Origin of the sequence: Sphingobacterium thalpophilum, from assembly GCF_901482695.1 — a bacterium.
Classification (GTDB): domain Bacteria; phylum Bacteroidota; class Bacteroidia; order Sphingobacteriales; family Sphingobacteriaceae; genus Sphingobacterium; species Sphingobacterium thalpophilum.
In genome coordinates this window covers 5,239,540-5,262,795 of sequence record NZ_LR590484.1, presented here as the reverse complement: position 1 = coordinate 5,262,795, position 23,256 = coordinate 5,239,540, and the positions used below count along the sequence as shown (strand labels likewise).

Below are 23,256 nucleotides of genomic sequence, written 5' to 3'. Positions count from 1 at the left end.
TGTCTGTTTATGATTCCGTTATCGTACTTGGCATATACTGCGTAAATACCACATCGGCCCAGTCTTTAAACTGGAATGTGACTTTTACGTTATCAAAAGTTCCCGTTGGTAAGCTAGCTAGCAGGGTAACAGTCATTTCGGTACGGGTATACGATTTAATCGTTAAAGGATAATCCTTTCCATCCAATGTCATGATAACAGCCGTAGGATCCAGAATAACACTGCTTGAACCAGCGATAATGGTCCAATCCTTGTCTTTTGCCAGGGTTAAACCTGATGAATTGATATACACCTTCGGCTGGCGGTAGGTAATTGTGATGGGGTCTGGCAAGATAATGGTATGCCCAAGATTGGTCACCTCCACATCGTATACACCCGGTGTAATATCTGAAGGAATGCGATTTTCCCGCTCGGTACCGATATAACGTAATTGATAAGTTCCAGCCCCTATGGTCAGGCTATTGGGGGTAGGCATCGGTATGCGTTCCTTGGTTTCCTGATGAATTAATGTGATACCTACCAAGGTGGGATTGGTATGCATAAAAGTTCCATTTATCACTGGAAGCGCCATCGCCGGTCCTAATGCCAACACAGAGGGTGAGTTAGCGTAAAAAGCAGCTTCAAACGATGGCGTACTTTGAAAATCAATCTTTAAACTATAAGTTCTTGTGGTACCTGTCGCGGATTTGACAGTATAGGTCTGATTCTTTTCATCTGTTTTGACAGGCAGAATTTCCTCTGCGATGCTGGCCCCGTTGGAAACTTTGATGGCCGGATCGATCACCAATAGGCCATAGTAGTAGGGGACATATACCGTAATGGTATTTGCTTCATTGTCGATGGCCCCATAAATGACTTCGTCATTTGGTAGGTTGGTGACCTTGTATTCGAGTATCTTATCTGCTGGAAGCAAGGCTAATTCTTCCGTTTTGGTGCAGCGGGTTAGTAGCAATCCAATAAAAAGGAAGCTTAAAATGCTGTATATTCTTTTCATGATAGTTTAGTGTCTAATAAGTACGCTAAGCTTATTTTTTTTAGTTAGCAATGGTAAATTTGGTACTGCCAGCTTTGGCAAGTACATATTGGAAAGTAAAATACGGGGCTGGCGATGTTCTATACCAGTCTTTTGGATCTAATAAATCTTTATAGATACTTTGAATTTTCACCTTAGCGTAGTTTCCGTTGGCTGTACGTACAATCAGCGTGTGCTCTTCTATGGGATAGCATACATGTTTTTTGTTTTCAGCGCCTCCGCCTTTATGGATAGCATTAAAATCATAGACGTACCAACCCAATCCAGTCCCCATATCCCCTGAATTATCAGGACCATAGGGTTGTTCACCTTTGCGAAACTCCGCATCTGAGGGGATATCGATGACATCTTCAAATTTTTTCTCAACAATAAGAATACCGCCTTTACCAGGACCGCCTTTTCCAAAATCGTATGCGCTATTATTACAGTTGATAAAGCTGCGATAGATATTAGAGAAAGATATGTCCCAGCGCGCTGTACGTTGATAATCGGATGTAACGGCCTTATTCTGTTCTAAGCTGTAATAGATCGGAGACTGCTCTGTGGTAGGTGCACTACCTGCAGGTAAGTCTTCTCCAAAATTCTTGACAGTAATCAAGCGGTTGAACATCGTTTCCGGAGTTACGGGATCAGGCTCGGGCTCTACAGTCGGCTCACTTTTGCTACAGGCACCCAGCACAATTAAAAATGCCAGTACTGGCATAAATTTGAATAGATTGCTACTTTTCTTTATTTTCATTATGACTTGTTTTTATGTTAGTTGATATGCTATCCGCTTTTTAATACATTTACACGATGTATTATATTTATTTAAATTTATTCTAAATAATAGTAAAGGTAAAGAGTTTAGCCTATTACTTGTGTATGAAAATTGGTATTTAATATATTTTTTTCGGTTTTTGATTTTGGTAACGAAAGCAGCTGGAATTTTAACCAGCTGCTATGCTAGTAAGTTTCTTGAAGTATTCAACCTTTTATCGCAGTTTACTACTGTTTAATAAATCTTTTAAAATTGATGTTATAGGTTGCATTTCCACTCGCCGCAGTAATACTTCCTGCCTGAATTACATAAAGCTCATCTGCTTCATTGTTCAATTTCTCACCTTTGTACATCACGATGTAGCGATTGGCAGTAGGGTAGAGTTCATCTTTGCTACAAGAAGTAAAACCTAAACTTAATGCACATAGCAGTGCTGCTGTTGTAAATAATCTGTTCATTTTTAATCTAATTGTGTAATTTTTCCTTATTATAATGTGTTGGTGTTTAAATCTTTGCTGCCGTCTTGCTGTACATAATATTTAAATGTATAGTACGGGGCGGGCCAATTCAGATTGGTTACCGCCGCTGGATTTCCTTTGTAGGCATTGATCAGCTGCAATTTGGCATATTTGCCATCGGGCAGCCGAATGGCATAGGTACGATTCGGCAAAGCTTGCATGATATGGGTGCTCAAGCTATAGCGAAACCAGCCATCCGAACCATCGGTTGCTGCCCAGCCAATTTTGTTGACTTCACTTTTATTGAACTCTTCGTCGGAAGGGGCTACGTTTACGCTCTGGTACGCTTGCCGCAATAAAACCACGGCGGTATTGTTGGCTGGCCCACCATAACCGGGGTTATGCGCGTACCGGGCGTTGTTGACAAAAACCTCCGAATTATAGGGGCCAGTAAATGCAATATCCCAATCTGTTGTTTTGAGCCACTGTGCGGAATCTGCCTGATTTTTGATCCAGATCTGCTTTTGATCGTTAAAGCGGAAAAGAAAGATAAAAAATGGGCGTTGCTCTTTTCCTTCGGCGCCTTCTCCCATGGCAGCATCGGTATCTCCGGCCAGATCTTTGATAACTGTGCTTTTGCCGTCTTCCAATCCAATTGTATAGTCTTTGTCCTTCCCACAGGATAGGAGCATAAGCGCCAGAAAACCTGAAAAAATACAGCGGCCGATCTTGTGAAAGGAAAGCCAGAAGCTACATTCGCCAATAATCATATGAATCGTTCTCATCTTTTGTCCTGTACTTTGTGTGCTAATTTCTTGTTCATAAATCCTTATTATTCTTTTATCCACCGATAGCTGACCCCGCCCATGATAATCCGTCCGGGCTGTCCTAAGAGATAACGGCTGGTGAAATTAAATAGGTTATCGCCGATCAGACGGAGGGTTAATCTTCGGTTCATCAGACTCTTTTCTACCGTGATATTCACCAGTGTGTGGTAGGGAATAAAGATGTCGTATTTGTCGATAAACTGGTTGCCATTGTATTCCTGAAAAGGTGTGGCGCTTCTGAAATTGATCCGCGCATTGACATGGACAGCCCAAGGTTTATATTCGTATTGCGCTTTTGCGTTGAACATGTGTCTCGAACGGTCCTCAATACCCCAATAATCTGATTTTTTGCTCTGCCGATATTCGCCTGTAGCAGGATCATTGATCTGGTTATATGGATAACTGCCTTTCGCAATACTGTCCAGCACACTCAGGTCTTTGGCAATCAAATATTGATAGCCCATCGACAATTGCAGATCTTTGGTTGCCTGGTAAGTGAGGGAGACTTCAAATCCTTTGTTCATCGCTTTTGGCAGGTTTCGGTAGCTATAGATCTGAGCAATACTGGTACCATTACCTACACTGACTGTGTTGATCTGATTGTTGATCCGATGATAGAACAGGGAAAAATCTGCCTGAAATCTGCTTGAAGGATTCCAGGTAAGCCCAATATTGTTGGACAGACTGGTTTCAGCCTTGAGGTTGCCTGCCACCAAATTGAGCATGTAGCTGTTCTTGTAGCTGAGCTCTCCGGCTTGATCCATTGCCGCAATGACGTCGGCGACACGTTCTGAACCGACGACAAGGTAATTGGCCGCGGGATTGAAGAAGACCTGATAACGCATCTTATAGTCGGGCGCCTTGAAACCTGCCCCAATACCGCCTTTGATCAACAGTGTAGGACTGAGGTGGTATTGCAGGCCTAGACTTGGACTCAGGTGACCCTTGTAGACATTCGTCTGATCGTAGCGTAGACCGAGTGTCGTCAGCAAGCGGTCCACAGGTTTCCATTCGGTCTGTAAATAAGCAAACGCGCTATTTAATGAGCGTTTGCCATCCAGATCCTGATTGTCCATCAGCTCGAGACTACCGCCTATGCCTCCGGTGAGTTTTACCTGGTGTGCAGGACTATAAGCAAATTGCTGTTCGATGCGGTGTACGTTCTGTCCAAACTGCTCGGCACTTGCCACAATGCCCTGCTGTAACCACTGTGCGGCAATCTGCGAGTGGAAGCGTGAGAAATAATAGCGCGTCATGCTGCGCAGTCCCGATTGGAAATTATGGTCGTAGCTTGCGGAGAGGTTGATGTCCTGATCTTTTTGTTTGTCCTGTAAGGTGGCCGATTCGGACCAGGCATTGATCATTTCGGACGCTCGGGCTGCATAACGTCCGGTGATACCTACTGTTCCATTCTTACTGGTACGATAGCGTACACGGCCCTGAAAACTGTAATTGGTATAGGGTGGGAATGTCGTACTCTTCGAATCGAGGTACTGTTTGTCTGTATTGAAACCGTCGGTACGGTAGTAATTGCCCGAAAAGACGGCGCTCCCACGTTGATTGGCAAAAGGTGTTTCAGCCTCCAATGTGGCATCGACGGTATTGAGGCTGCCATAGAGAAGAGATGCCTGCGCCTGTGGTGTAACAGCTCCGTGACGAGTGATAATATTGATGGCTCCGCCCAGCGCATCACTGCCGTATAAGCAGGAAGAGGCCCCCTTGATGATCTCGATGCGTTCGATATTGGTCACGGAAATACGGGATAGGTCAAAGTTGCCACTATTGCGGCCCAGCATAGGCTGGCCGTCTACGAGCACCATCACATAGTTGCTGCTGAATCCCTGAATCTGTACGCCCACAGCTCTGGAACCGCCGGCAATATCATTGACTATGGCCATGCCGGTCTGCTCTTTGAGTACCTCATCCAGACGGCGGCTGCCCATCAGTTCGATCTCCCGTTTGGTGATTACCTTGACAGGCATGGCCGCATTTTCTGCTTTAATGAGGTTGTCCACGGCCTCTGCCTTACGATTGACCTCGACGGTGCCGATCTGCCGGACTTCGGATTTCAGCGCAATCTGCAGCAGCTGGTTGTGTTCCTCCAGATCGACAACCTGCCGATGCTGCTGGTACCCCAGGGCCTGCACCAGGACTTCATAACGGCCGGCGTACAGCTGCTTAAAGTGAAACCTCCCAGCCGAATCGGTTTTAAAAACATACTTATCCGGATAGAGATAAACGGTGGCGTCGGCTATGGCTTTATTGGATTCGTTCTTCAATACGCCAGAGATCTTCCATTTTTCCTGTGCTTCTACATGGTGAAGCTGCCAGGTACATAGGGCAATCAAGGTACTCGTTCGAAAGGATAGAATGCTTTTAAACACTATTTTTATTTTTACTAATTCTAAATAATGTTACAAAAAACGGAATTCCTTCCGGAATTTTCTCTATGCAAAGTGTCAAAAATTCTATTTAATTCGATTTTTGTTGATAAAAGTGTATGCTGTTTTTATGTGTAATTATCTTGTTTTTAGTTTTTTATATGTTTCAATCCGCCCCGTTGCTTCATGAAAGGATATTGTATATAATTTGTATTTAGACTGATTATTGATTTGTTTTGTATTCAAATTGATAATCTACTGCAGGCCGCTTGACTGTTTCTTGCCGTAGGATCGCAAACAATAAAGATGAGTAGATTTTATAGGATTACACTATGCTGTCTGCTGCACATCGGAGGATGGGTGACGGCACAGGAAAGAATTATTACCTTGAATAGCTCGTTGACCGAAACGGTCTACGGACTGGGGGTCGGGAAACGGATGGTAGCTACTGATGTAACGAGTATATCTCCCAAAGCGGCAGCGGCACTGCCAAGGGTAAGCAAGAACCGGTCGGTATCTGCTGAGGGCTTACTGTCCTTCAGACCCACGGTTGTGATCGCCAATGAAGGTGATCTGTCCAAAGCGGTTATTCAGCAGATCCGTGCTGCGGGGGTCCGCTATGTTTCGATTCGGCCCGACTATTCGGCACAGGGCGCGCTTCGGTATATCCAGGAAGTGGCGGATGCCGTAGGGGAATCTGCGGCTGGAAGAAATCTCGTGTCCCGCACTAAAATAAGCCTGGATCATACGCTAGAGCTGGTACGGAAGGAAAATAGGGGTAAAGAACCGCCAAAAGTATTGTTCATTTATGCCCGCGGTACTGGTACCATGAGCGTAGCGGGCAAGGGCAGCAGCCTGGATGCCATGATCAGCCTGGCGGGCGGAAAAAATGCGGTTCAGGAGTTCTCAGATTTTAAACCGTATACGACGGAAGCTTTAGTGCAGGCGAATCCGGACATCGTGCTGATGTTTGACTTTGGTGCCAGCAGTCTGGGCGGAAAAGAGGCTATTTTAAAGTTGCCGGGCATGCGTATCACCAACGCGGGCAAACATGGGCGAATCCTCGTGATGAATGCCTCCCTGCTGGTGAATTTCAGCAATCGCCTGCCGGACGCCATCCTGGAGTTGCACCGTGGTTTTAGAAATGTAATGGATTCAAAATAGAGCAGGTGCAAAGGAAACAGAAATTCATAGTACTGGCATTGAGCTTAGTATTATTATTTACTTGTGTTGTTGCTTTAGGTATGGGCGCATATCATATTCCAGCCGAAGATGTCCTCTCGCTTTTGGCGCAAAAGCTGGGGCTGCCCAGTGCCGGCCGGGATGCCATGCAGCAGGACGTATTATTTGAGATCCGCATGCCGCGTCTTTTGCTCGGACTGCTGGTCGGCGCCGCACTCGGAATCTCTGGAGCGGGTATTCAGGGCATCTTTCGTAATCCGCTTGCTGAACCGGGGTTGATCGGCATTTCCTCGGGAGCCTCCTTATTTGCGGTGCTGATCATTGCTTTTGAGACCTTTCTCTTTACATCGCTATCGGCATGGATCGGCTACTATATGCTGGCTGCAGGGGCTTTTGTCGGGGCGGGACTCACAGCCTTTGTCGTTTACCGGATTGCCAGCAAAAATGGCAGGCCCAATGTCACCACGATGCTGCTCGCGGGAATTGCCATCAATGCCTTTGCGGGGGCGCTCACCGGACTGATGACTTATATGTCCACTGAACAGCAGCTCCGGACGATCACCTTCTGGATGCTGGGGAGTCTGGGGGGCGCTACCTGGGATAATGTGCTGGCTGTGGCTCCCTTCATTGTTATCCCTGTACTGATTTTACCTTTTTTTGGCAAGTCACTGAATGCTTTTGCGCTGGGCGAACTGCAGGCTGATCTGCTGGGAATGCGCACAGACCGTGTCAAACGCTGGGTGGTGATTTTGTCCACCCTTGCTGTAGGTGCATCTGTTGCCGTATCAGGCATTATCGGTTTTGTGGGGCTCATCATCCCGCATACAGTTCGGCTCATGGGGGGGGCTGATCACCGTTTTGTGCTTCCGGCATCTTTACTCCTGGGCGCGCTGGTGCTGACACTGGCTGATGTGATCGCACGTGTTTTGGTGGCACCGATCGAATTGCCGATCGGGGTGATCACTGCGCTCCTGGGGACCCCCATATTTTTGTACATTTTAATCAGGGATAAATGATCTGCCAGAAGTCTAAAAAATAATAGTTTATATGTTGCGTGTAGAAAAAATCAACTACGAGGTGAATGGCCGTAAGCTGCTCAGGGATATTACCTTTCAGGTACGCAAGGGGGAAATACTGGCCGTCCTTGGAGCCAATGGCGCAGGAAAATCAACTTTAATGGGTGTGCTCTGCGGAGATAAGAAACCGGATTCAGGAGCCGTCCATCTCAATGGTATTCCGCTGGCTGAGTATGATCCGGTGGCTCTTTCCCGATGTAGGGCATTGTTGAGCCAGCAACAGCAGATGACACTAAGTTTTAAAGTCGAGGAAATCGTGCTGATGGGCAGATATCCGCATTATAAAAATACGCCGGGACAACATGATCTTAAAGTCGTGGCCGAAACCATGGATCTTTGTGGTGTATCGGCTTTTGCGGGACGCGATTTCCTGAGCTTGTCGGGTGGTGAACAGCAACGTGTCCATCTGGCCCGTATCCTTGCACAGATCTGGGATAATCCTGATGCCCTGTTGCTACTGGACGAACCTATCGCCGCGCTGGATCTGCATTATCAGCAAAAAGTGCTCGCGATAGCCCGCGCACTGGCGCGAAAAGGCTTTATGGTCGTACTGATCGTGCACGATGTCAACTTTGCGGCCATGTATGCCGACCGTATTCTGATGCTCAAAAATGGACGTAAGCTGTTTCACGGTACGCCGGTAGAGGTGCTGGCACAGAAGGAAATATATACTATTTTTTCGGTTGAATCGAATGTGATTATGAATCCGCGCACGTTAAAACCTTATGTGCAGCTGGAAGAAATGAATGTAGAACTTGATTAGGTTGTTATTTAGAAAGATTATAAATAATTTTTAAATACCGTCTTAATTGATTAATTTTAACCTCGTCAGGCTTATTTTGGATTGTATCATGGTGGTGAAAAGTAAAATAGTAGAGTTGGCTGAATGGCTTTTTGAAGAAGAGATTCCGGATAGCTATGTACCCGACAAGCCTCTTGTCGAAAAAAAAGTGTCTATCCACAGGGATCCGGTGCACATGGAAAATTTCCAGCTTTCGACTTCAGGCCTGTTTATCCTGCATGCCAAAATGCAGTTTGACCGTCCTGTACGGGTGCTCACCGAGATCGGGGGGGAGACAATCACAAGCCAGTTTATTTTTTTTAAACCTACAGACAGTAAATTGCCGTACGGAATGAGCCGTCATAATATCCGATATATTCCCTCCGTCAAGTCTGTTCATGAAGTAGAACCGGGAATTGAATATACCTATTTTATTGCGGTCATTTCCAAGGAATATTACCTCAGTCTCATAAAGCGGGACTCGTTACTGCACCAGCAGTTTGTGCATGAAATAGAAAAGGGAGAATATGTTTCGTTCTCGGAGGAGGACCTGATGGCGACCTATGAAATGCAGCACACGATTACGGAACTCATTGAGTCGAAAAAGAAAGGTGAAATCCGCCGGCTGCATACGGAATCGCGTGTGGTGGAACTGCTGATGTACCAGTTTGAACAGTACAACGAGAGAAACGAAAATGCGGCGCCGCTATTCCATGAAGAGGATGTACAGCGTCTGGAACTGGCTCGGCAGATCTTGGAACAGCGTGTTGCGAATCCGCCGACACAGAAGGAGCTTGCGGCAGAAGTACTTACCAGCGAAAGCAAACTGCGTAAAGACTTCAAGGAATATTTTTCTGTGACGATCCATGACTATCTGACCAGAATACGTATGGAGAAAGCCAGGAACTATCTGCTCCAGGATAAAATGACCGTCTATGAGGTGGCCCTTCTGACCGGCTATGGGCACCAGAATAACTTTAGCAGTGCGTTCAAGAAATATTACGGTATCTCGCCGGGCGAGCTGAAGATGTAGCTACCGTGTGTTTATGGGGAGCAGGGAGTCCTCGAGCACAGCGTAGCAACGGTACTCCCGGGGCATCTGGCGGCTGTCTAGCCCGGTGAATCTGCTGAAAGCTGGCAATATAATCTGATGTTCGGATATCCAGAAACAGGGCAGTCGCAGCTGTCTCCGGGGAGGGATGGTGATGCTTATGCCGGGGTGAAGATGACCTGAAATACGGAAAGAGGTTGCGCTGGGCCGGGGTTGGTGCTCAAAGCAAATCTGTTCGATTTCAAGAAGATCGTCGTGGCAGTGGATGCCGAACTGTTTGGCAAGGCCTGCGGACTGTCGGTCATGATTCCCTTTTACGAGCTGGATCTGAAGGTCGGGATAAGCTGCTCTAAGTTGTTGGAGGGCCTGCACTTCTTGATTGATCCCTGCATGGATAAGATCGCCCACGACGATGACTTGGGCTGCGCGGTAATGTGCAATCAGCGCGGCCAGTCTGTGAAGATCGGCGGTTGAGGCCTCGGCTGGAATGGCAATCCCATGCTTCCTAAAATGGGCTGCTTTGCCCAGATGAAGGTCGGAAAGGATCAGGCTGTTCTGGTCTCTCCAGAATATAGTTCGTTGATTGTTAAGAATTAGCTGTTGTTTATTAAATGTAATACTTTGCTCCTGAATGTTCATTTTTTTCTCCTGCTTTTTGGGCTGCGGGTATTTTCCATACGCTGAATCCGCTCTAATAAGGCCTCGCTCGAAAGCGACTGACGTAAACTGTCGACCTTGATCGGGAAGCTCAAAGGTGTATACTCCGTTGCAAAGGTATAGATGATCTTGCTATTATTGATCCTTTCAAAAGCTTTTATTAGCCGCGGCTCTTCCAGTTGCTGATTGAAGACTTCGCTGAAGGCCTGTTTGAGCAGTAGATTATTGGGGTCGTGGTCCATCAGTACCCGAAATATAATGCCGGAGGACGCCTGCAGTGATTTGTTGTTCTGCTGCGTGCCCGGATAATTCTGAATGACGAGTCCGGAGATAACGGCAATATCCCGAAATTTTCGGCTGGCCATTTCTGCGGAATTGATGCTGCTGATGACATCCGCCATGAGATTGTCGCGGCTCAGAATTTCGCGCAACTGTGTTTCATCCAGTGGAATTTCCTTGTCGGAAAACAGTTCAAAGCCATAGTCGTTCATGGCCATCGAGAAACTGATGGGATAACGCAAGCTGATCCGGTAAGCAACCAGAGCAGCCATGACCTCGTGGATCAAGCGGCCTTCCAAAGGATAAAAGAACAGATGATGACCTTCGCGGGTACTGATGTGCTCGACAAGAAACTCGGATTCGCCGGGAACGGCAGACAGATTTTCCTGTCTCTGGATCATCGGCGCAAGGAAACGGAGTTCAGGCTCTCCGGTAGCCGGGTCTTTGGCCTCTGCGAGCTTCTTTCTCAAAAAATGGCTGAGGTTGGTGGACAACGGAAGCCTGCCGCCCAGCCAGCTTGGGGTGATCGCCTTGCCGGATGAACCCCTTACATATACCGTCATTTCCTTGACCATCACCAGCTCTAGAATACGTCCTGCCAGAACAAAACGTTCGCCTTTCTTCAGTTTGCTAATAAAGTACTCTTCGATCATGCCGATGTATCCGCCGGATAGAAATTTGACCCGCATCATGGCATCGCCCACGATGGTACCTATATTGAGACGATGAAGCAAAGCAATGCGGCGGTTTCTGATGATCCATTTGCCTTCTTCATTTTGCACGACCTTATGGAATTCTTCATAGCGCTTGCCTATTTTGCCGCCGGAAGTAATGAAATAAAGGCACCATTCCCATTCTTCATCATTCATATACTGGAAGGCATGGGTGCCAGCTACAATCTGTTGTAACTGTTTCTGGTCAAATCCGCCGCCCAACGCAATGGTGACCATAAATTGCACCAGCACATCGAAGGTCTGTACCATTGGATCCCGGTTTTCAATGGTCTGCGTCCTGACAGCTTCCTTGAGCGCAGCGACTTCGATGAGCTCAAGGGAATGTGTTGGGACAAAATAAATGACAGAGGTTTCAAAAGGGCTATGTCCGCTTCTGCCAGCACGTTGCATAAATCTGGCTACACCTTTGCTTGATCCGATCTGCACGGCGGTGTCCACAGGCTTAAAGTCTACACCAAGATCCAACGAGGAGGTCGATACCACTGCTTTGAGCTTTCCGTTGCTCAGGTTTTCTTCAATCCATTCGCGGATATGCGCATCAATGGAGCTGTGGTGCAGCGCAATCTGTCCGGCAAAATCGGGGTGAGCCTGTAGCAGTAGCTGGTACCACATCTCGCTCTGGCTACGGGTATTGGTAAACAGAATCGTGCTCCTGCTCTTCAGAATGACCGGAACGACCCAGTCGACCAGACTGCCTCCGAGATGTCCCGCCCAGGGCAGTAGCTCAACTTTTTCAGGATAAATGGGCTTAATGGCGATTTTCTTTTTTTCTCTGGCCACGATCTTTACTCTTTTTTCTGCAGTCGGCAGCAGTACCTGCAAGGCCTCGTCCAGATTGCCGATCGTGGCGGTTATACCCCAGACAAGAAGCGACTGCTGAAGTGACCGCAGAAAAGAAATCGCCAGTTCGACCATGACGCCACGCTTGCTCCCAAGTAGCTCATGCCATTCGTCGACCGTCACACAGCGGAGGTTTTTGAAGAACTTGTCGCGCTGCTTCTGGGCGAGCAGCAGGTGTAAGCTCTCGGGTGTCACCAGCAGGATATCGGGCATGGCGCGGGTCTGCTGGGCCCTGAGCTTAGGGTCTGTATCGCCATTGCGCACCTGCACGATCCAGTCTAGGCCGATATCATCTATGGCCTCCTGCATCGCGCGGGCCAGATCCTTGGCCAGCGATCGGAGGGGTGTGATCCAAAGGAGCTTCAATCCCTTTTGGTATTGTTCGGGATGGTTCATGTAGTCGATCAGCACTGCCATAAAGACGGAAAAGGTTTTTCCGAAACCTGTCGGTGCAATAACAAGTCCGCTATAGCCCAGGCTGTAACTTTCCCAGGTCTTGCGCTGAAAACCGAATGGACTGCGGCCCTGAGACTCAAAATAACGGTTGACGATCTGAAAACCTTCGCTATGGATGCTCTTATTTTTCAACTTATGGTATCAATTTTTTGACGTTTTCCAATGTATCAATATCGGTCGCTTTTTTATCTCTTCGCCAACGCAGGATTCTGGGAAAGCGCAGGGCCACACCGGACTTGTGTCTTTTGCTGTATCCTATGCCTTCAAAGGCAATTTCAAACACAAGTTCGGGTCGGACGGTACGCACCGGTCCGAATTTTTCCAGTGAATTCTGTTTGACATAGCGGCTCACTTCGAGTATTTCCTTATCTGTGAGTCCTGAGTAGGCCTTGGCTATGCTCACTAGATGATCACCATCCCGCACCGCGAACGTGTAGTCGGTATAATGCGCACTACGTCGACCACTGCCTTTCTGCGCGTAGATCAGCACGGCATCGATGCTCATGGGGTCAACTTTCCATTTCCACCAACCGCCTTTTTTTCGGCCCGCATAGTAAACGGAGTCTTTCCGTTTAAGCATGAGGCCTTCACTATTAATCGTCCGGGAGGCCGATTGTACCGATCGTAATTCCGTCCAGTCTGTACTGCTAATTGTAGGTGATAACTGTATGGCTGTATTATGATTGCGATGGTATACCTCTTCCAGTAGTTTACGTCTGTAGGCCAAGGGTTCAAGGCGCAGATCGGTGCCATTTAATTCCAATAAATCGTAAAGATACACAACGACGGGCACTTCCTGACGCAATATCTTAGTGACTGCTTTTCTGTTGATCCGTTTCTGAAGTTCGGAGAAATTGAGCACTTGTCCTTCTTTGAACGCCAGGATCTCACCGTCCAGCACGGCGCTGTCGGTCCATTGCTGAAGGGCCTCACTGATTTCGGGGAACTGTGCAGTGACGAGTTCTTCGCCCCGCGACCAGATAAAGGTGTCGTCCCCGCGTCTGATCAGCTGACCGCGTATTCCGTCCCACTTATATTCTGCCTGCCAGGCGCTGATATCACCCAGGTCTTCCAGCTCTTTTTCGATCGGATAGGCAAGGCAGAATGGATAGGGCTTGGATAAATTGGTATCACTATAAACGCCACCGATCAGTTTGTCAAATTCTACATCATCAGGATGCCATTCACCCATAATACTGTGTGCCACAACGCTGGCTTCAACGGCAAAATGCTGCGCAATAGTGTTGATCAGGCCCTTGGCCGAAACGCCCAGCCGGAAACTTCCCCCGAGCAGCTTATTGAAAATGAATCGTTCGACCGTATTCAATGCATTCCATGAATCGAGTACAAAGGACTTTTTCTCCGCAGGAGTGGCTTGTTGTAATCTGGTAATGGCGTCCATCCATTCGCTTAGACTGCGGTCGCTGGCCGCCGTAGGCGGAGGTAAAAGGAGCGCCAGGGTTTCGGCAAGATCGCCAACAGCAGCGTAGGACTCGATGAATAACCACTCCGGGATGTCCGTGATCTCCAGTGCCCAGGTCCTCAGATCTTTGGTAGATACCGGTCGCTTTGGCCGCTTGCCGGTCATGAGTGCCAAAAGCCAGAGCTTGTCCTTGTCTGGGGCTTCGTTAAGAAACGCGATGATTGCTTCTTTTTTTACGTTGGTTTTATTGCTGCTGTCGAGAGCATGAATCAATGTTGCAAATTCTTTCATGTGGCGGATTCCTGTGTAAGGGTTTGTGGATCTTCTTCATCGCCATATTGGGTTTTGACTTCTTCAGCTTCAATGCCGATCTCATTAAGGTATTTGGCAAAGGTGGCTGTCTGCCCATGGGTCACATAGACCTTCTCGGCGCTGCTGGCACGGACGGCCTGGAGCAGACCGTGCCAGTCGGCGTGATCACTGATCGCGAAACCGGCATCTGCGCTTCGCCAGCGTCGGGCACCACGGATCTGCATCCAGCCGGAGCAGATGGCGTAGGCAACGTGAGGTATCTTATGTAAAAGCTGGCTGTCAAGCAGTGCCGGCGGGAGTAATATAATCTGTCCGTCGAGTTGTTTGGAATTAAGCTTAAGATCTGCAATCTGATAAGACGGTAGCTTTATACCTGCTTCGGTATAAGCTTCGTTCAGTCGGGCAATGCTGTAATGCACGTATACGGGCCCCATCTCCTGCACGGCATTCAGAATCCGCTGTGATTTGCCGAGCGAGTAACCAATAAAAACCGAAGACTTTTTGGCGGCCTGGTTGTTGGCTATCCAGGTTTTTAGACGCTGATTCTGTATGGTTATCGTTTCCCAGTGGTACACAGGCAGCCCAAAGGTGCTTTCTGTGATGAGCTGATGGCATTTGACGGGTTCAAAGGGCGTGGATAGACCATCATCCTGTAGCTTATAGTCGCCCGTGAAGACAACAACTTGACCTTTGTATTCTAAGCGGATCTGTGCCGAACCGATGATATGCCCCGCAGGATGTAAGGAAACTTTTACACCGTTGATATGTACAGGCTCATTGTAAGCGAGACCCTGGATCTGTATATCGGGGCCAATACGGCTTCGGAGAATTCCTACCGTGAAATGGTGACAAAGGTATTTTTTCATTCCCCAGCGGGCATGGTCAGCATGTCCATGTGAAATAACAGCCAGGTCAACAGGTTGCCAGGGATCAAGATAAAACCTTCCCGGAATGCAATATATACCCTTGGATGTAAACTGAATCATACGCAGCTGTGTTTGTCTTCTGATGTATTGATGTTGATCTTTATTAATTCAAACAGGTAATCATAAGTTAATGTTTTGTTTATTTGTTGCATAGCTTGTCCAGAGTGCTTAAATTGCGGGGTGAACGTTATTTTACCGTGGACAAGACGAAGGTGGATTCAGTTAATTTTTTTACATTTGTTTACTTTTGATTCTAAGTTTTAGCTCTCTATGATATTAATAGTCGATGACAACCCAGATAATATTTATTCGTTACAAAAGTTATTGGAATCCAAAAATTTTAAGGTTGATACCGCACAGTCGGGCGAGGAGGCCTTGAAGAAGATTTTAAAATACAACTATGCGCTGATTATACTGGATGTCCAGATGCCGGACATGGACGGTTTTGAAGTGGCTGAAAATATTGCGGGGTTCAGTAAGACGAAAGAGACGCCCATTATTTTTCTTTCCGCTGTCAATACCGACAAGCGTTTTATCACCCGTGGGTATGACTCGGGTGGACTGGATTATGTCACCAAACCGGTAGACCCTGATATCCTGATGCTGAAGGTAAAGACATTTTATCGGCTGCACGAACAGACACAGGCTCTCAAGGATATACAACAGACTCTGGAAATGGAGGTTGAGCGGCGGAAGCAGGCACAAAAAGAATTGCGTTCAAAGGTGGATTATCTGCATACGCTGCTGGAATCGCTGCCACAGATCGCGTTTACCTGTGACAACCGTGGAAATATTGGATTTGTCAACGGACGCTGGTTTCAGTTTTCGGAACATGAATCAACATTCCCGCAGACGCATCCAGACGACAGACCAATCATGGATGACCTTCGGGAAAGTCTCAAATCAGGACGGCCACTGGAAACCGAAGTGCGCCTCAAAAAGCGGGACGAAACCGGCTATTCATATCAGCTGCTGCGTGTATGGCCCATACTGGAAAACGGTGAAAAAAATAACTGGGTGGGTACATTCACGGATATTGACGGGCAGAAAAAAGCCGAAAAAGAAAAAGATGAGTTTTTAAGTATTGCAAGCCACGAACTCAAGACACCGTTAACGAGCATCAAGGCGTATATGCAATTGCTGGACCGTAAGTTAAAGCTCGAGAAGGACTGTGCTGAAGCCAAATATGTCTCCCGTGTGCAGGATCAGGTAGAGAAGCTCAACAGCTTGGTCACCGATCTTCTGGACCTGTCCAAAATCGACAACGGGAAGCTGGGAATAAACAAAAAGCTGTTTTCATTGGAACGGATGGTACAGAATGCTGTGGATTCAATTGTTCAGACGCATGACCAAAGTACTATGAAACTCTGTAGGAGCGGGGATATCAAGGGGCTAATGGTGTACGGCGACGAAATACGGCTGGAGCAGGTACTGGTCAATTTTTTGACGAATGCGTATAAATATGCCGCGGGAACAGAAAAGGTAATCGTTGACTGTTCAATATACGGCGACTTTGTCAAGATCAGTGTCGTTGATTTTGGTATAGGCATACCGGCAGATAAACAAAAAGAGGTCTTCAATAAGTTTTACCGTGTGGAGGAAACTTCTTTCGATTTTCAGGGGCTCGGAATAGGGCTTTATATCTGTTCGGAAATCATACGCAGTCATCAGGGCACAATCGGTGTCGAAAGCTCGGCTGGGCAGGGTGCAACATTCTATTTTACATTACCGCTAAACTTACCTATAGATGCCAAATAAAACACTACGTAATTTAACCGTCGGAATCGGCCTCTCCCTTGCTGTGCTATTGATCAGTTCGACCGTTTCTTATCTAGGGATCCAGGAGCAGAACAAGCACCGGCAGGAGCTTTCGGTCACACGGAAGATCATTAGCTTGTCCAATATTATTCTGAACTCGCTACAGGGCGCCGAAACTGGTAACAGAGGTTACCTCCTGACGGGCAGAGAAAATTACCTGGAGCCATTCAATATGGCCCTCAAAAGCCTCCCCAACGAACTTCGGGAAATAAAGGAGCTAACGGCTGATGATCCTGCGCAGAAGGCTCGTGTTGACAGCCTGTATAATGCAGCCCAGCTGCGTCTTGATGTACTAAAGGAATCGGTGGATACGAAAAGAAAAGGTGGGGTGGTAACATTTGACCAGCTGGAAGAAAGTAAGTTGGCGATGGACAGGTGCAGGAATATCCTGAAAGAAATCATCCGGTATGAAGACGATAATATCGACCAAAAGTCCACTAATCTCGACAATTCTTCTTTGATAACAACCTTATTCATTATTATCAGCGCAATACTGTCGGTCATCATCACAGGGTATTTTTACATACGTCTGCGGGCTGATTTCATTAAACGCGCCGAACTCGAACAGACACTTCGGGAAAAGGATGAGGGCATCCGACGCAGACTCAACATGGTGCAGGCAATCACCAGCCGGATCGCCTCGGGAGATTACGACGTGCGGGCCGAAGATATTGAAGAGGATGATCTGGGCGCCATTGCCAAAGCGGTCAACCGCATGTCCAAAGCACTCAAAAAGTCCTTTGACCAACTCAAGGACAACGACTGGCTCCATACCGGATATGCGAATTTATATACCGGACTGGTGGGCAATAAAACGGAGAAAGCCATCGCTGCAGACTCCATTAGGGGACTCGTTAGCTATGTGGACGGCCTGACCGGTGCGATTTACCTCTTTAATGAGGAGCGTCTGGAGCGTTCCGCTGCCTATGGTCTGGACCATGGAGCGCAGGAGTTCTTTGCCCCCGGTGAGGGGTATGTGGGACAGGTGTTCGCAGACAAGGAAACAAAGCTGATTAATGATATAAGTTCTGGAGATTACGTGGTTAGTTTTGCAAGTGGCAAAATCACTGTTTCCCATCTGATCTTTGTACCGATGGTATACGAGGATCAGGTACTGGGGGTTCTGGAAATCGGACAGAGTGACGCTTTCACCCCGATTGAAGTTAAATTTTTGGAGGAATGTGCCCGTCAGCTCGCCATAGCCTTGGTGTCGGCAAAGAGCAGAGCCCGCATACAGACGCTCCTGGAAGAGACCCAGGTACAGTCCGAAGAACTTCTTTCGCAGCATGCGGAGCTGGAAAATCTGAATACTGAACTGGAAGCTCAGACCCTTAGATTACAGGCCTCGGAGGAAGAACTGCGAGTACAACATGAAGAACTGCTGCAGTCCAACCAAGAGCTGGAAGAGCGTTCGAAACTACTGGAGGATAAAAACCTGCTGATTGCCGAACGCAATCTTGAAATTCAGCAAAAAGCCGAAGAACTGGCATTGAGTACCAAATATAAGTCGGAGTTTTTGGCCAATATGTCGCATGAGCTGCGTACTCCACTAAATTCAATCCTGCTCTTGTCCCGTCTGCTTTCTGAAAACAACGAGCAGAACCTCAGTGTGGATCAGATTGAATCGGCAAAAGTTATTCAGAGCTCCGGTACCAGTTTATTGACATTGATCGATGAAATATTGGATCTGTCAAAGATTGAATCCGGCAAGATGACGCTGGAATATACGCCACTCAATCTCAACGATATCGCGGCGGATTTAAACAATCTTTTTTTGCCGATTGTCAACGAAAAAGGACTTTCCTTTACGATCCGTATCCGTTCTGGATTGAATCCAGCGTTCAGAGGTGACCGCCTGCGTATTGATCAGGTATTACGCAACCTGATCTCTAACGCAATCAAGTTTACGGCTAAGGGTGAGGTCAGACTCGATGTGTATGAGGATGAATCGCGTGAAAAACTCGTGTTTGCGGTGGTGGATTCTGGTATAGGTATACCATTGGACAAACAAAAGATTATTTTTGAAGCTTTCCAGCAGGCGGACGGTTCTACACGTAGGAAATTTGGAGGCACCGGCCTCGGCTTATCCATCAGCCGGGAAATCGCACGCTTGCTTGGTGGTGAGATCAAGCTGGAGAGCGAGGAAGGAAAAGGAAGCACATTCCTGTTCATTATTCCAAAACAGGAAGTGGAAACCGGCGACATGCGGACAAAGGAACAGCAATTGGTCGAGGAAATTCAATCCGAAATCGAAGAGGTCAAAGAGCTGGTTACCGATGATGCTTACAATCCGGCAACGATCCGTATTCCGGAAGAACTGCCTGATGACCGGGACCACATTGTGGAGGGAGACAAAGTGATATTGATCGTCGAAGACGACGTTAACTTTGCAAAAGCTCTATTGCAATATACCCATAGCCAGCACTATAAGGCAGTCGTCGTCGTGCGTGGTGACCATGCCTTACCTGCTGCCAAGAAATATCATCCGCAGGCTGTGCTACTGGATATACAGTTGCCGGTGATGGACGGATGGGCTGTAATGGACCAGCTCAAGGGCGATAACAGTACCCGCCATATTCCAGTGCATATCATGTCATCGCTGGAAGTCAAAAAAGAAAGCCTGCTGAAGGGAGCTATCGATTTTATCAATAAGCCGGTCGCTCTGGAGCAGATGACTTCGGTATTCCAAAAGATTGAATCGGCACTGAGCAAGTCGCCAAAAAAGGTGCTTATCGTCGAGGAAAATCCTAAGCATGCCAATGCATTGGCTTATTTCTTAAGTAGTTTTAATATTGCACTTGAAGTAAAAGATAATGTAGAGGATAGCATCAAAGCATTGGGTACAGCGGAGGTAGATTGCGTGATTCTGGACATGGGCGTTCCAGATGAAATGGGATACAATACACTGGAGGCTATCAAGCAGCATGAAGGTCTCGAAAATTTACCGATCATTATATTTACCGGAAAGAATCTGTCGAAATCGGAGGAACTCAAAATCAAGAAATACGCCGACTCTGTCGTTGTGAAAACAGCGCATTCGTATCAGCGTATTCTGGACGAGGTGGGTCTCTTCTTACACCTGATAGAGGTGAATAATAGCGATGAGGTCAGGAGAAGAAGCAACGGGCTGGGGGCGCTGACGGATGTGCTACGGGATAAAAAGGTGCTGGTAGCTGATGATGATGTACGTAATATATTTTCAATGACAAAGGCGCTGGAGAAGTTTCAGGTGCAGGTCATTCCGGCTATGGATGGTAAGGAAGCGCTTGAATTGCTGAAAGAGGACGAGTCCATAGATATTGTGCTGATGGATATGATGATGCCTGAAATGGATGGTTATGAGACGATCAGAAATATTCGGCAGATACCGAAGTTCTCGGCCCTTCCTATTATTGCTGTCACAGCTAAGTCCATGATCGGAGATCGTGAGAAATGTATTCAGGCGGGCGCATCGGATTACATATCCAAGCCTGTGGATATCGATCAGCTGCTGTCTCTGCTGCGTGTATGGTTATATGAAAATTAAGCTAAGAAATTGATGAACCAAAATAAAATACTCATCGTGGACGATGACAACCGGAATATTTTTGCCTTGGGGCTGACCTTAAAAGCCAAAGGCTATCCTGTTGCCAGTTGTCTGGCGGCAGGGGAAGCAGTCAAGTTATTGGAGCAGGAAAACGATATTGCATTGGTGTTGATGGATATGATGATGCCCGAGATTGATGGTTACGAAGCTATTCGTCTGATCCGTCAATCAGCGTATCGGCCCGATCTCCCCATTATCGCAGTGACCGCTCAAGCGATGGCCGGCGACCGGGAGAAATGTCTGGCTGCGGGAGCGCAGGCCTACGTCTCCAAACCGATTGACGTAGACAAACTGTTGGTGGAAATCGAACGCTTTATATAAATGTTAGGTCAGAGCATTATTAAGGACGAGGAGATAGATATTTTACTGGAAGATATCTACCAGCGTTATGGTTATGATTTTATGCAGTACAGCCGAGCTTCGATCAAACGCCGGATCAACCGTATCATGAGCAACGATCGGCTGGCTAGCTTTGCGGAACTGCGTTTTGCGCTGAAGGATGATCCGGAGTTTCTGCAGCATTTTGTCGAGGAAATTACTGTAAACCTGACCGAAATGTTCCGGGACCCCTTGTTCTTCCGTCAGCTGCGTGAAGAAATATTGCCGCAGCTGGGTACTTATCCGCTGATCCGGATATGGATAGCGGGCTGCTCCAGCGGTGAGGAAGCCTACTCGCTGGCGATCCTGCTGAAAGAAGCTAACCTTCATCATAAAGCGTTGATCTATGCGACGGATATTAACCCGCGGGTACTTGAAATTGCTCAAAAGGGTGTATATCCGCTGAGTCAGATTAAATCATTCTCCGAAAACTATATAGAATCTGGAGGGAAACAGGATTTTTCGAATTATTATACTGCAAACTATGAATGGGCAAAGTTTGATGCAGATCTCAGGCGTAAGATGATCTTATCGACCCACAATCTCGTATCGGATACGTCTTTTAATAGTTTTCAGCTGATCATGTGCCGAAATGTGCTGATCTATTTTAATAAGGAACTCCAAGACCGTGTCTTTAGGCTATTTGATGCGAGCCTCGAAAACCTTGGATACCTCGCTTTGGGCAGTAAAGAAACAATCCGTTTTTCCAGTATTCAACATCATTTCACTGCTGTCGGTGATCAAAAGATCTGGAAAAAAATTTTGCCATTGTAGGATGTTTGCTTCCGGCAAGAATAGCTTAAAGCGTAGCAGGCAACCTGCCATGGCATGATAAAATAGTGCATATGAATAAAAGAAAAACTGTACTGATATTTGAAGATGATAAGATCATTTTGGAGGTCATCACTGTTGTGCTGACTGATCTGGGGCTCGTGGTCAAAGTGTCGGAGACCTCTCATGATATTATTGACAAGGTAGAATCGTATGCACCGGATCTGATCTTAATGGACAACTGGATACCGAATATTGGCGGGGTGGAAGCTACGCGTCTCCTCAAAGGGGATGAGCGGTTCAAGCAGATCCCGGTTATCTATGTTTCGGCTAATAATGACATCGAAATGCTGGCCGAACGCGCCGGCGCGGATGCCTTCCTGCCCAAACCATTTGATCTGGAAGAATTGGAGGCCATCGTCAATAGCTATATTTGATGCTGGTTTGCGCGGCTGGCAGCTTCGACCGGCCAATTTGTTTCAACCCTATTTTCGAAAATAGGGTTGAAACCGAATTTAAAAATCTCGCGATTTAATTTTGTAGCGAATTACAATTTGCATAAACCCCACTTTAAATTCGCCTGGAGGACAGCAAAATTTAATGTTGAAGTAATTGGAGACATATAAAATTGATAGGTTATCTGCAAAAGTTTATAAACGACAAAGCCCGACTATGTCGGGCTTTGTTTTTGCTGGCGGAGAGTGAGGGATTCGAACCCCCGAACCTGTGACAGTTAACGGTTTTCAAGACCGCCGCATTCGACCACTCTGCCAACTCTCCGCGACAAAAGTACGACTTTTTGTGCTTCTGCCAAATTTTATTTTATATATCTCGCTTATTTTGCTTTTATAAACTGAATATCAGCACTAAATTTTACTTCGTCGCTAACCATTACACCGCCAGTCTCTAAAGCCGCATTCCAGTTGAGGCCAAAGTCTGAACGTTTAATTTTTCCTTCCACAATAAATCCTGCTTTTGTATTGCCCCAAGGGTCTTTCTGAATACCGGCAAACTCAAGATCAAATACCACAGGCCGCGTTACATCTCGAATTGTCAGATCTCCTTTGATCTGATCGTTTTCCAAGCTGGTTGCGTCAAAAGTAATTGCGGGATATTTCTCTACATCAAAGAAATCAGCGCTTTTAAGGTGTGCATCGCGTTGTTCGTTACGTGTATTGATCGATGCGGTATCGATGGTCACCTTGGCCAAAGCGTTTTCAAAACCTTCGCCTTCAGTATCTACATCTATTTTAAAATTGTCGAAGTTACCTTTGACATTGGTGATCATCATGTGTTTTACTTTGAATTCTATTTCGCTGTGTGCAGCGTCTAATTCCCATTTTCCTTGTGCCATAATTTTGTGTTTTTCTATTTGTTTAACAACACAAAGTTAACAGCAGTTTTGCGGAATTTGTTTGACCTAGGTCAATAAAATAATCGTATTGAAACGCAATCACTTATTGAAAAACCACAAAAAAAAGTAAATGATATTTTGGAATTCTTGTGCAAATGTCTACTTTTGCATTA

19 protein-coding genes and 1 tRNA gene are annotated in these 23,256 nt (G+C 46.8%); 9 read left to right on the top strand and 11 right to left on the bottom strand.

The window, feature by feature from the left end; all coding sequences use genetic code 11:
- Nucleotides 1-7: 7 nt before the first annotated feature.
- The 5 genes from FGL37_RS22280 to FGL37_RS22260 all read right to left on the bottom strand — a co-directional run bounded on the left by FGL37_RS22280 (nt 8) and on the right by FGL37_RS22260 (nt 5,462).
- The gene (locus tag FGL37_RS22280) at nt 8-994 is read right to left on the bottom strand and encodes an SGBP N-terminal domain-containing protein (protein WP_051606941.1); all 987 of its coding nucleotides are present in this window, start codon (nt 992-994) and stop codon (nt 8-10) included.
- Nucleotides 995-1,034: 40 nt separating this feature from the next.
- A complete protein-coding gene (locus tag FGL37_RS22275) occupies nt 1,035-1,772 on the bottom strand; it encodes an HmuY family protein (RefSeq protein WP_028070188.1) in 738 nt (245 codons plus the stop codon).
- A gap of 248 nt (nt 1,773-2,020) precedes the next feature.
- Complete coding sequence (locus FGL37_RS22270) at nt 2,021-2,251, bottom strand: hypothetical protein (protein WP_028070189.1); 231 nt, start codon at nt 2,249-2,251, stop codon at nt 2,021-2,023.
- A 29-nt stretch (nt 2,252-2,280) separates the two neighbouring features.
- Entirely contained in the window at nt 2,281-3,036 is a 756-nt protein-coding gene (locus tag FGL37_RS22265) for an HmuY family protein (protein ID WP_179958478.1), read from the bottom strand.
- 47 nt (nt 3,037-3,083) lie between these two features.
- Nucleotides 3,084-5,462, bottom strand: a complete 2,379-nt coding sequence (locus FGL37_RS22260; protein WP_232048763.1) for a TonB-dependent receptor — start codon at nt 5,460-5,462, stop codon at nt 3,084-3,086.
- Nucleotides 5,463-5,765: 303 nt separating this feature from the next.
- On the opposite strand from FGL37_RS22260, the gene FGL37_RS22255 reads away from it, so the two are divergent.
- Genes FGL37_RS22255 through FGL37_RS22240 form a run of 4 tightly spaced genes read left to right on the top strand, consistent with a single transcriptional unit; the run spans nt 5,766 to nt 9,531 of the window.
- Nucleotides 5,766-6,623, top strand: a complete 858-nt coding sequence (locus tag FGL37_RS22255; RefSeq protein WP_028070192.1) for a heme/hemin ABC transporter substrate-binding protein — start codon at nt 5,766-5,768, stop codon at nt 6,621-6,623.
- Between the two features lie 5 nt (nt 6,624-6,628).
- Nucleotides 6,629-7,657: a FecCD family ABC transporter permease gene (locus tag FGL37_RS22250; protein WP_037533476.1), complete on the top strand. Its 1,029-nt coding sequence runs from the start codon at nt 6,629-6,631 to the stop codon at nt 7,655-7,657.
- Nucleotides 7,658-7,688: 31 nt separating this feature from the next.
- Nucleotides 7,689-8,480: a heme ABC transporter ATP-binding protein gene (locus FGL37_RS22245; protein WP_037533479.1), complete on the top strand. Its 792-nt coding sequence runs from the start codon at nt 7,689-7,691 to the stop codon at nt 8,478-8,480.
- Nucleotides 8,481-8,526: 46 nt separating this feature from the next.
- Complete coding sequence (locus FGL37_RS22240; protein WP_232048762.1) at nt 8,527-9,531, top strand: helix-turn-helix transcriptional regulator; 1,005 nt, start codon at nt 8,527-8,529, stop codon at nt 9,529-9,531.
- Here FGL37_RS22240 and pdeM read toward each other — a convergent pair whose 3' ends face one another.
- The 4 genes from pdeM to FGL37_RS22220 are packed head-to-tail and all read right to left on the bottom strand — an operon-like array spanning nt 9,532 to nt 15,236.
- Entirely contained in the window at nt 9,532-10,188 is a 657-nt protein-coding gene (pdeM, locus tag FGL37_RS22235) for a ligase-associated DNA damage response endonuclease PdeM (RefSeq protein ID WP_028070195.1), read from the bottom strand.
- On the bottom strand, nt 10,185-12,647 hold the full coding sequence (locus FGL37_RS22230; protein WP_081817884.1) for a ligase-associated DNA damage response DEXH box helicase: 2,463 nt from the start codon (nt 12,645-12,647) through the stop codon (nt 10,185-10,187). Before FGL37_RS22230 ends, pdeM begins: the two co-directional genes overlap by 4 nt.
- A 1-nt stretch (nt 12,648) precedes the next feature.
- Nucleotides 12,649-14,229, bottom strand: a complete 1,581-nt coding sequence (locus FGL37_RS22225) for an ATP-dependent DNA ligase (RefSeq protein WP_028070197.1) — start codon at nt 14,227-14,229, stop codon at nt 12,649-12,651.
- A complete protein-coding gene (locus tag FGL37_RS22220) occupies nt 14,226-15,236 on the bottom strand; it encodes a ligase-associated DNA damage response exonuclease (RefSeq protein ID WP_232048761.1) in 1,011 nt (336 codons plus the stop codon). Before FGL37_RS22220 ends, FGL37_RS22225 begins: the two co-directional genes overlap by 4 nt.
- Before the next feature lie 210 nt (nt 15,237-15,446).
- Here FGL37_RS22220 and FGL37_RS22215 point away from each other — a divergent pair, with 210 nt between their 5' ends.
- From FGL37_RS22215 to FGL37_RS22195, 5 genes are all read left to right on the top strand, one after another.
- Nucleotides 15,447-16,934, top strand: coding sequence for a hybrid sensor histidine kinase/response regulator (locus FGL37_RS22215; RefSeq protein WP_028070199.1), 1,488 nt, complete (start codon nt 15,447-15,449; stop codon nt 16,932-16,934).
- The gene (locus tag FGL37_RS22210) at nt 16,924-20,520 is read left to right on the top strand and encodes a response regulator (RefSeq protein ID WP_028070200.1); all 3,597 of its coding nucleotides are present in this window, start codon (nt 16,924-16,926) and stop codon (nt 20,518-20,520) included. The genes FGL37_RS22215 and FGL37_RS22210 overlap by 11 nt, the downstream gene beginning before the upstream one ends.
- 12 nt (nt 20,521-20,532) lie before the next feature.
- A complete protein-coding gene (locus FGL37_RS22205; RefSeq protein WP_028070201.1) occupies nt 20,533-20,901 on the top strand; it encodes a response regulator in 369 nt (122 codons plus the stop codon).
- Entirely contained in the window at nt 20,902-21,732 is an 831-nt protein-coding gene (locus FGL37_RS22200; protein WP_028070202.1) for a CheR family methyltransferase, read from the top strand.
- Nucleotides 21,733-21,803: 71 nt separating this feature from the next.
- A complete protein-coding gene (locus FGL37_RS22195) occupies nt 21,804-22,166 on the top strand; it encodes a response regulator (protein WP_028070203.1) in 363 nt (120 codons plus the stop codon).
- 255 nt (nt 22,167-22,421) lie between these two features.
- On the opposite strand, the gene FGL37_RS22190 is transcribed toward FGL37_RS22195, so the two are convergent.
- A tRNA-Ser gene (locus FGL37_RS22190) sits at nt 22,422-22,509 on the bottom strand.
- 55 nt (nt 22,510-22,564) lie between these two features.
- Nucleotides 22,565-23,083, bottom strand: a complete 519-nt coding sequence (locus tag FGL37_RS22185; RefSeq protein WP_028070204.1) for a YceI family protein — start codon at nt 23,081-23,083, stop codon at nt 22,565-22,567.
- Nucleotides 23,084-23,256 lie beyond the last annotated feature (173 nt).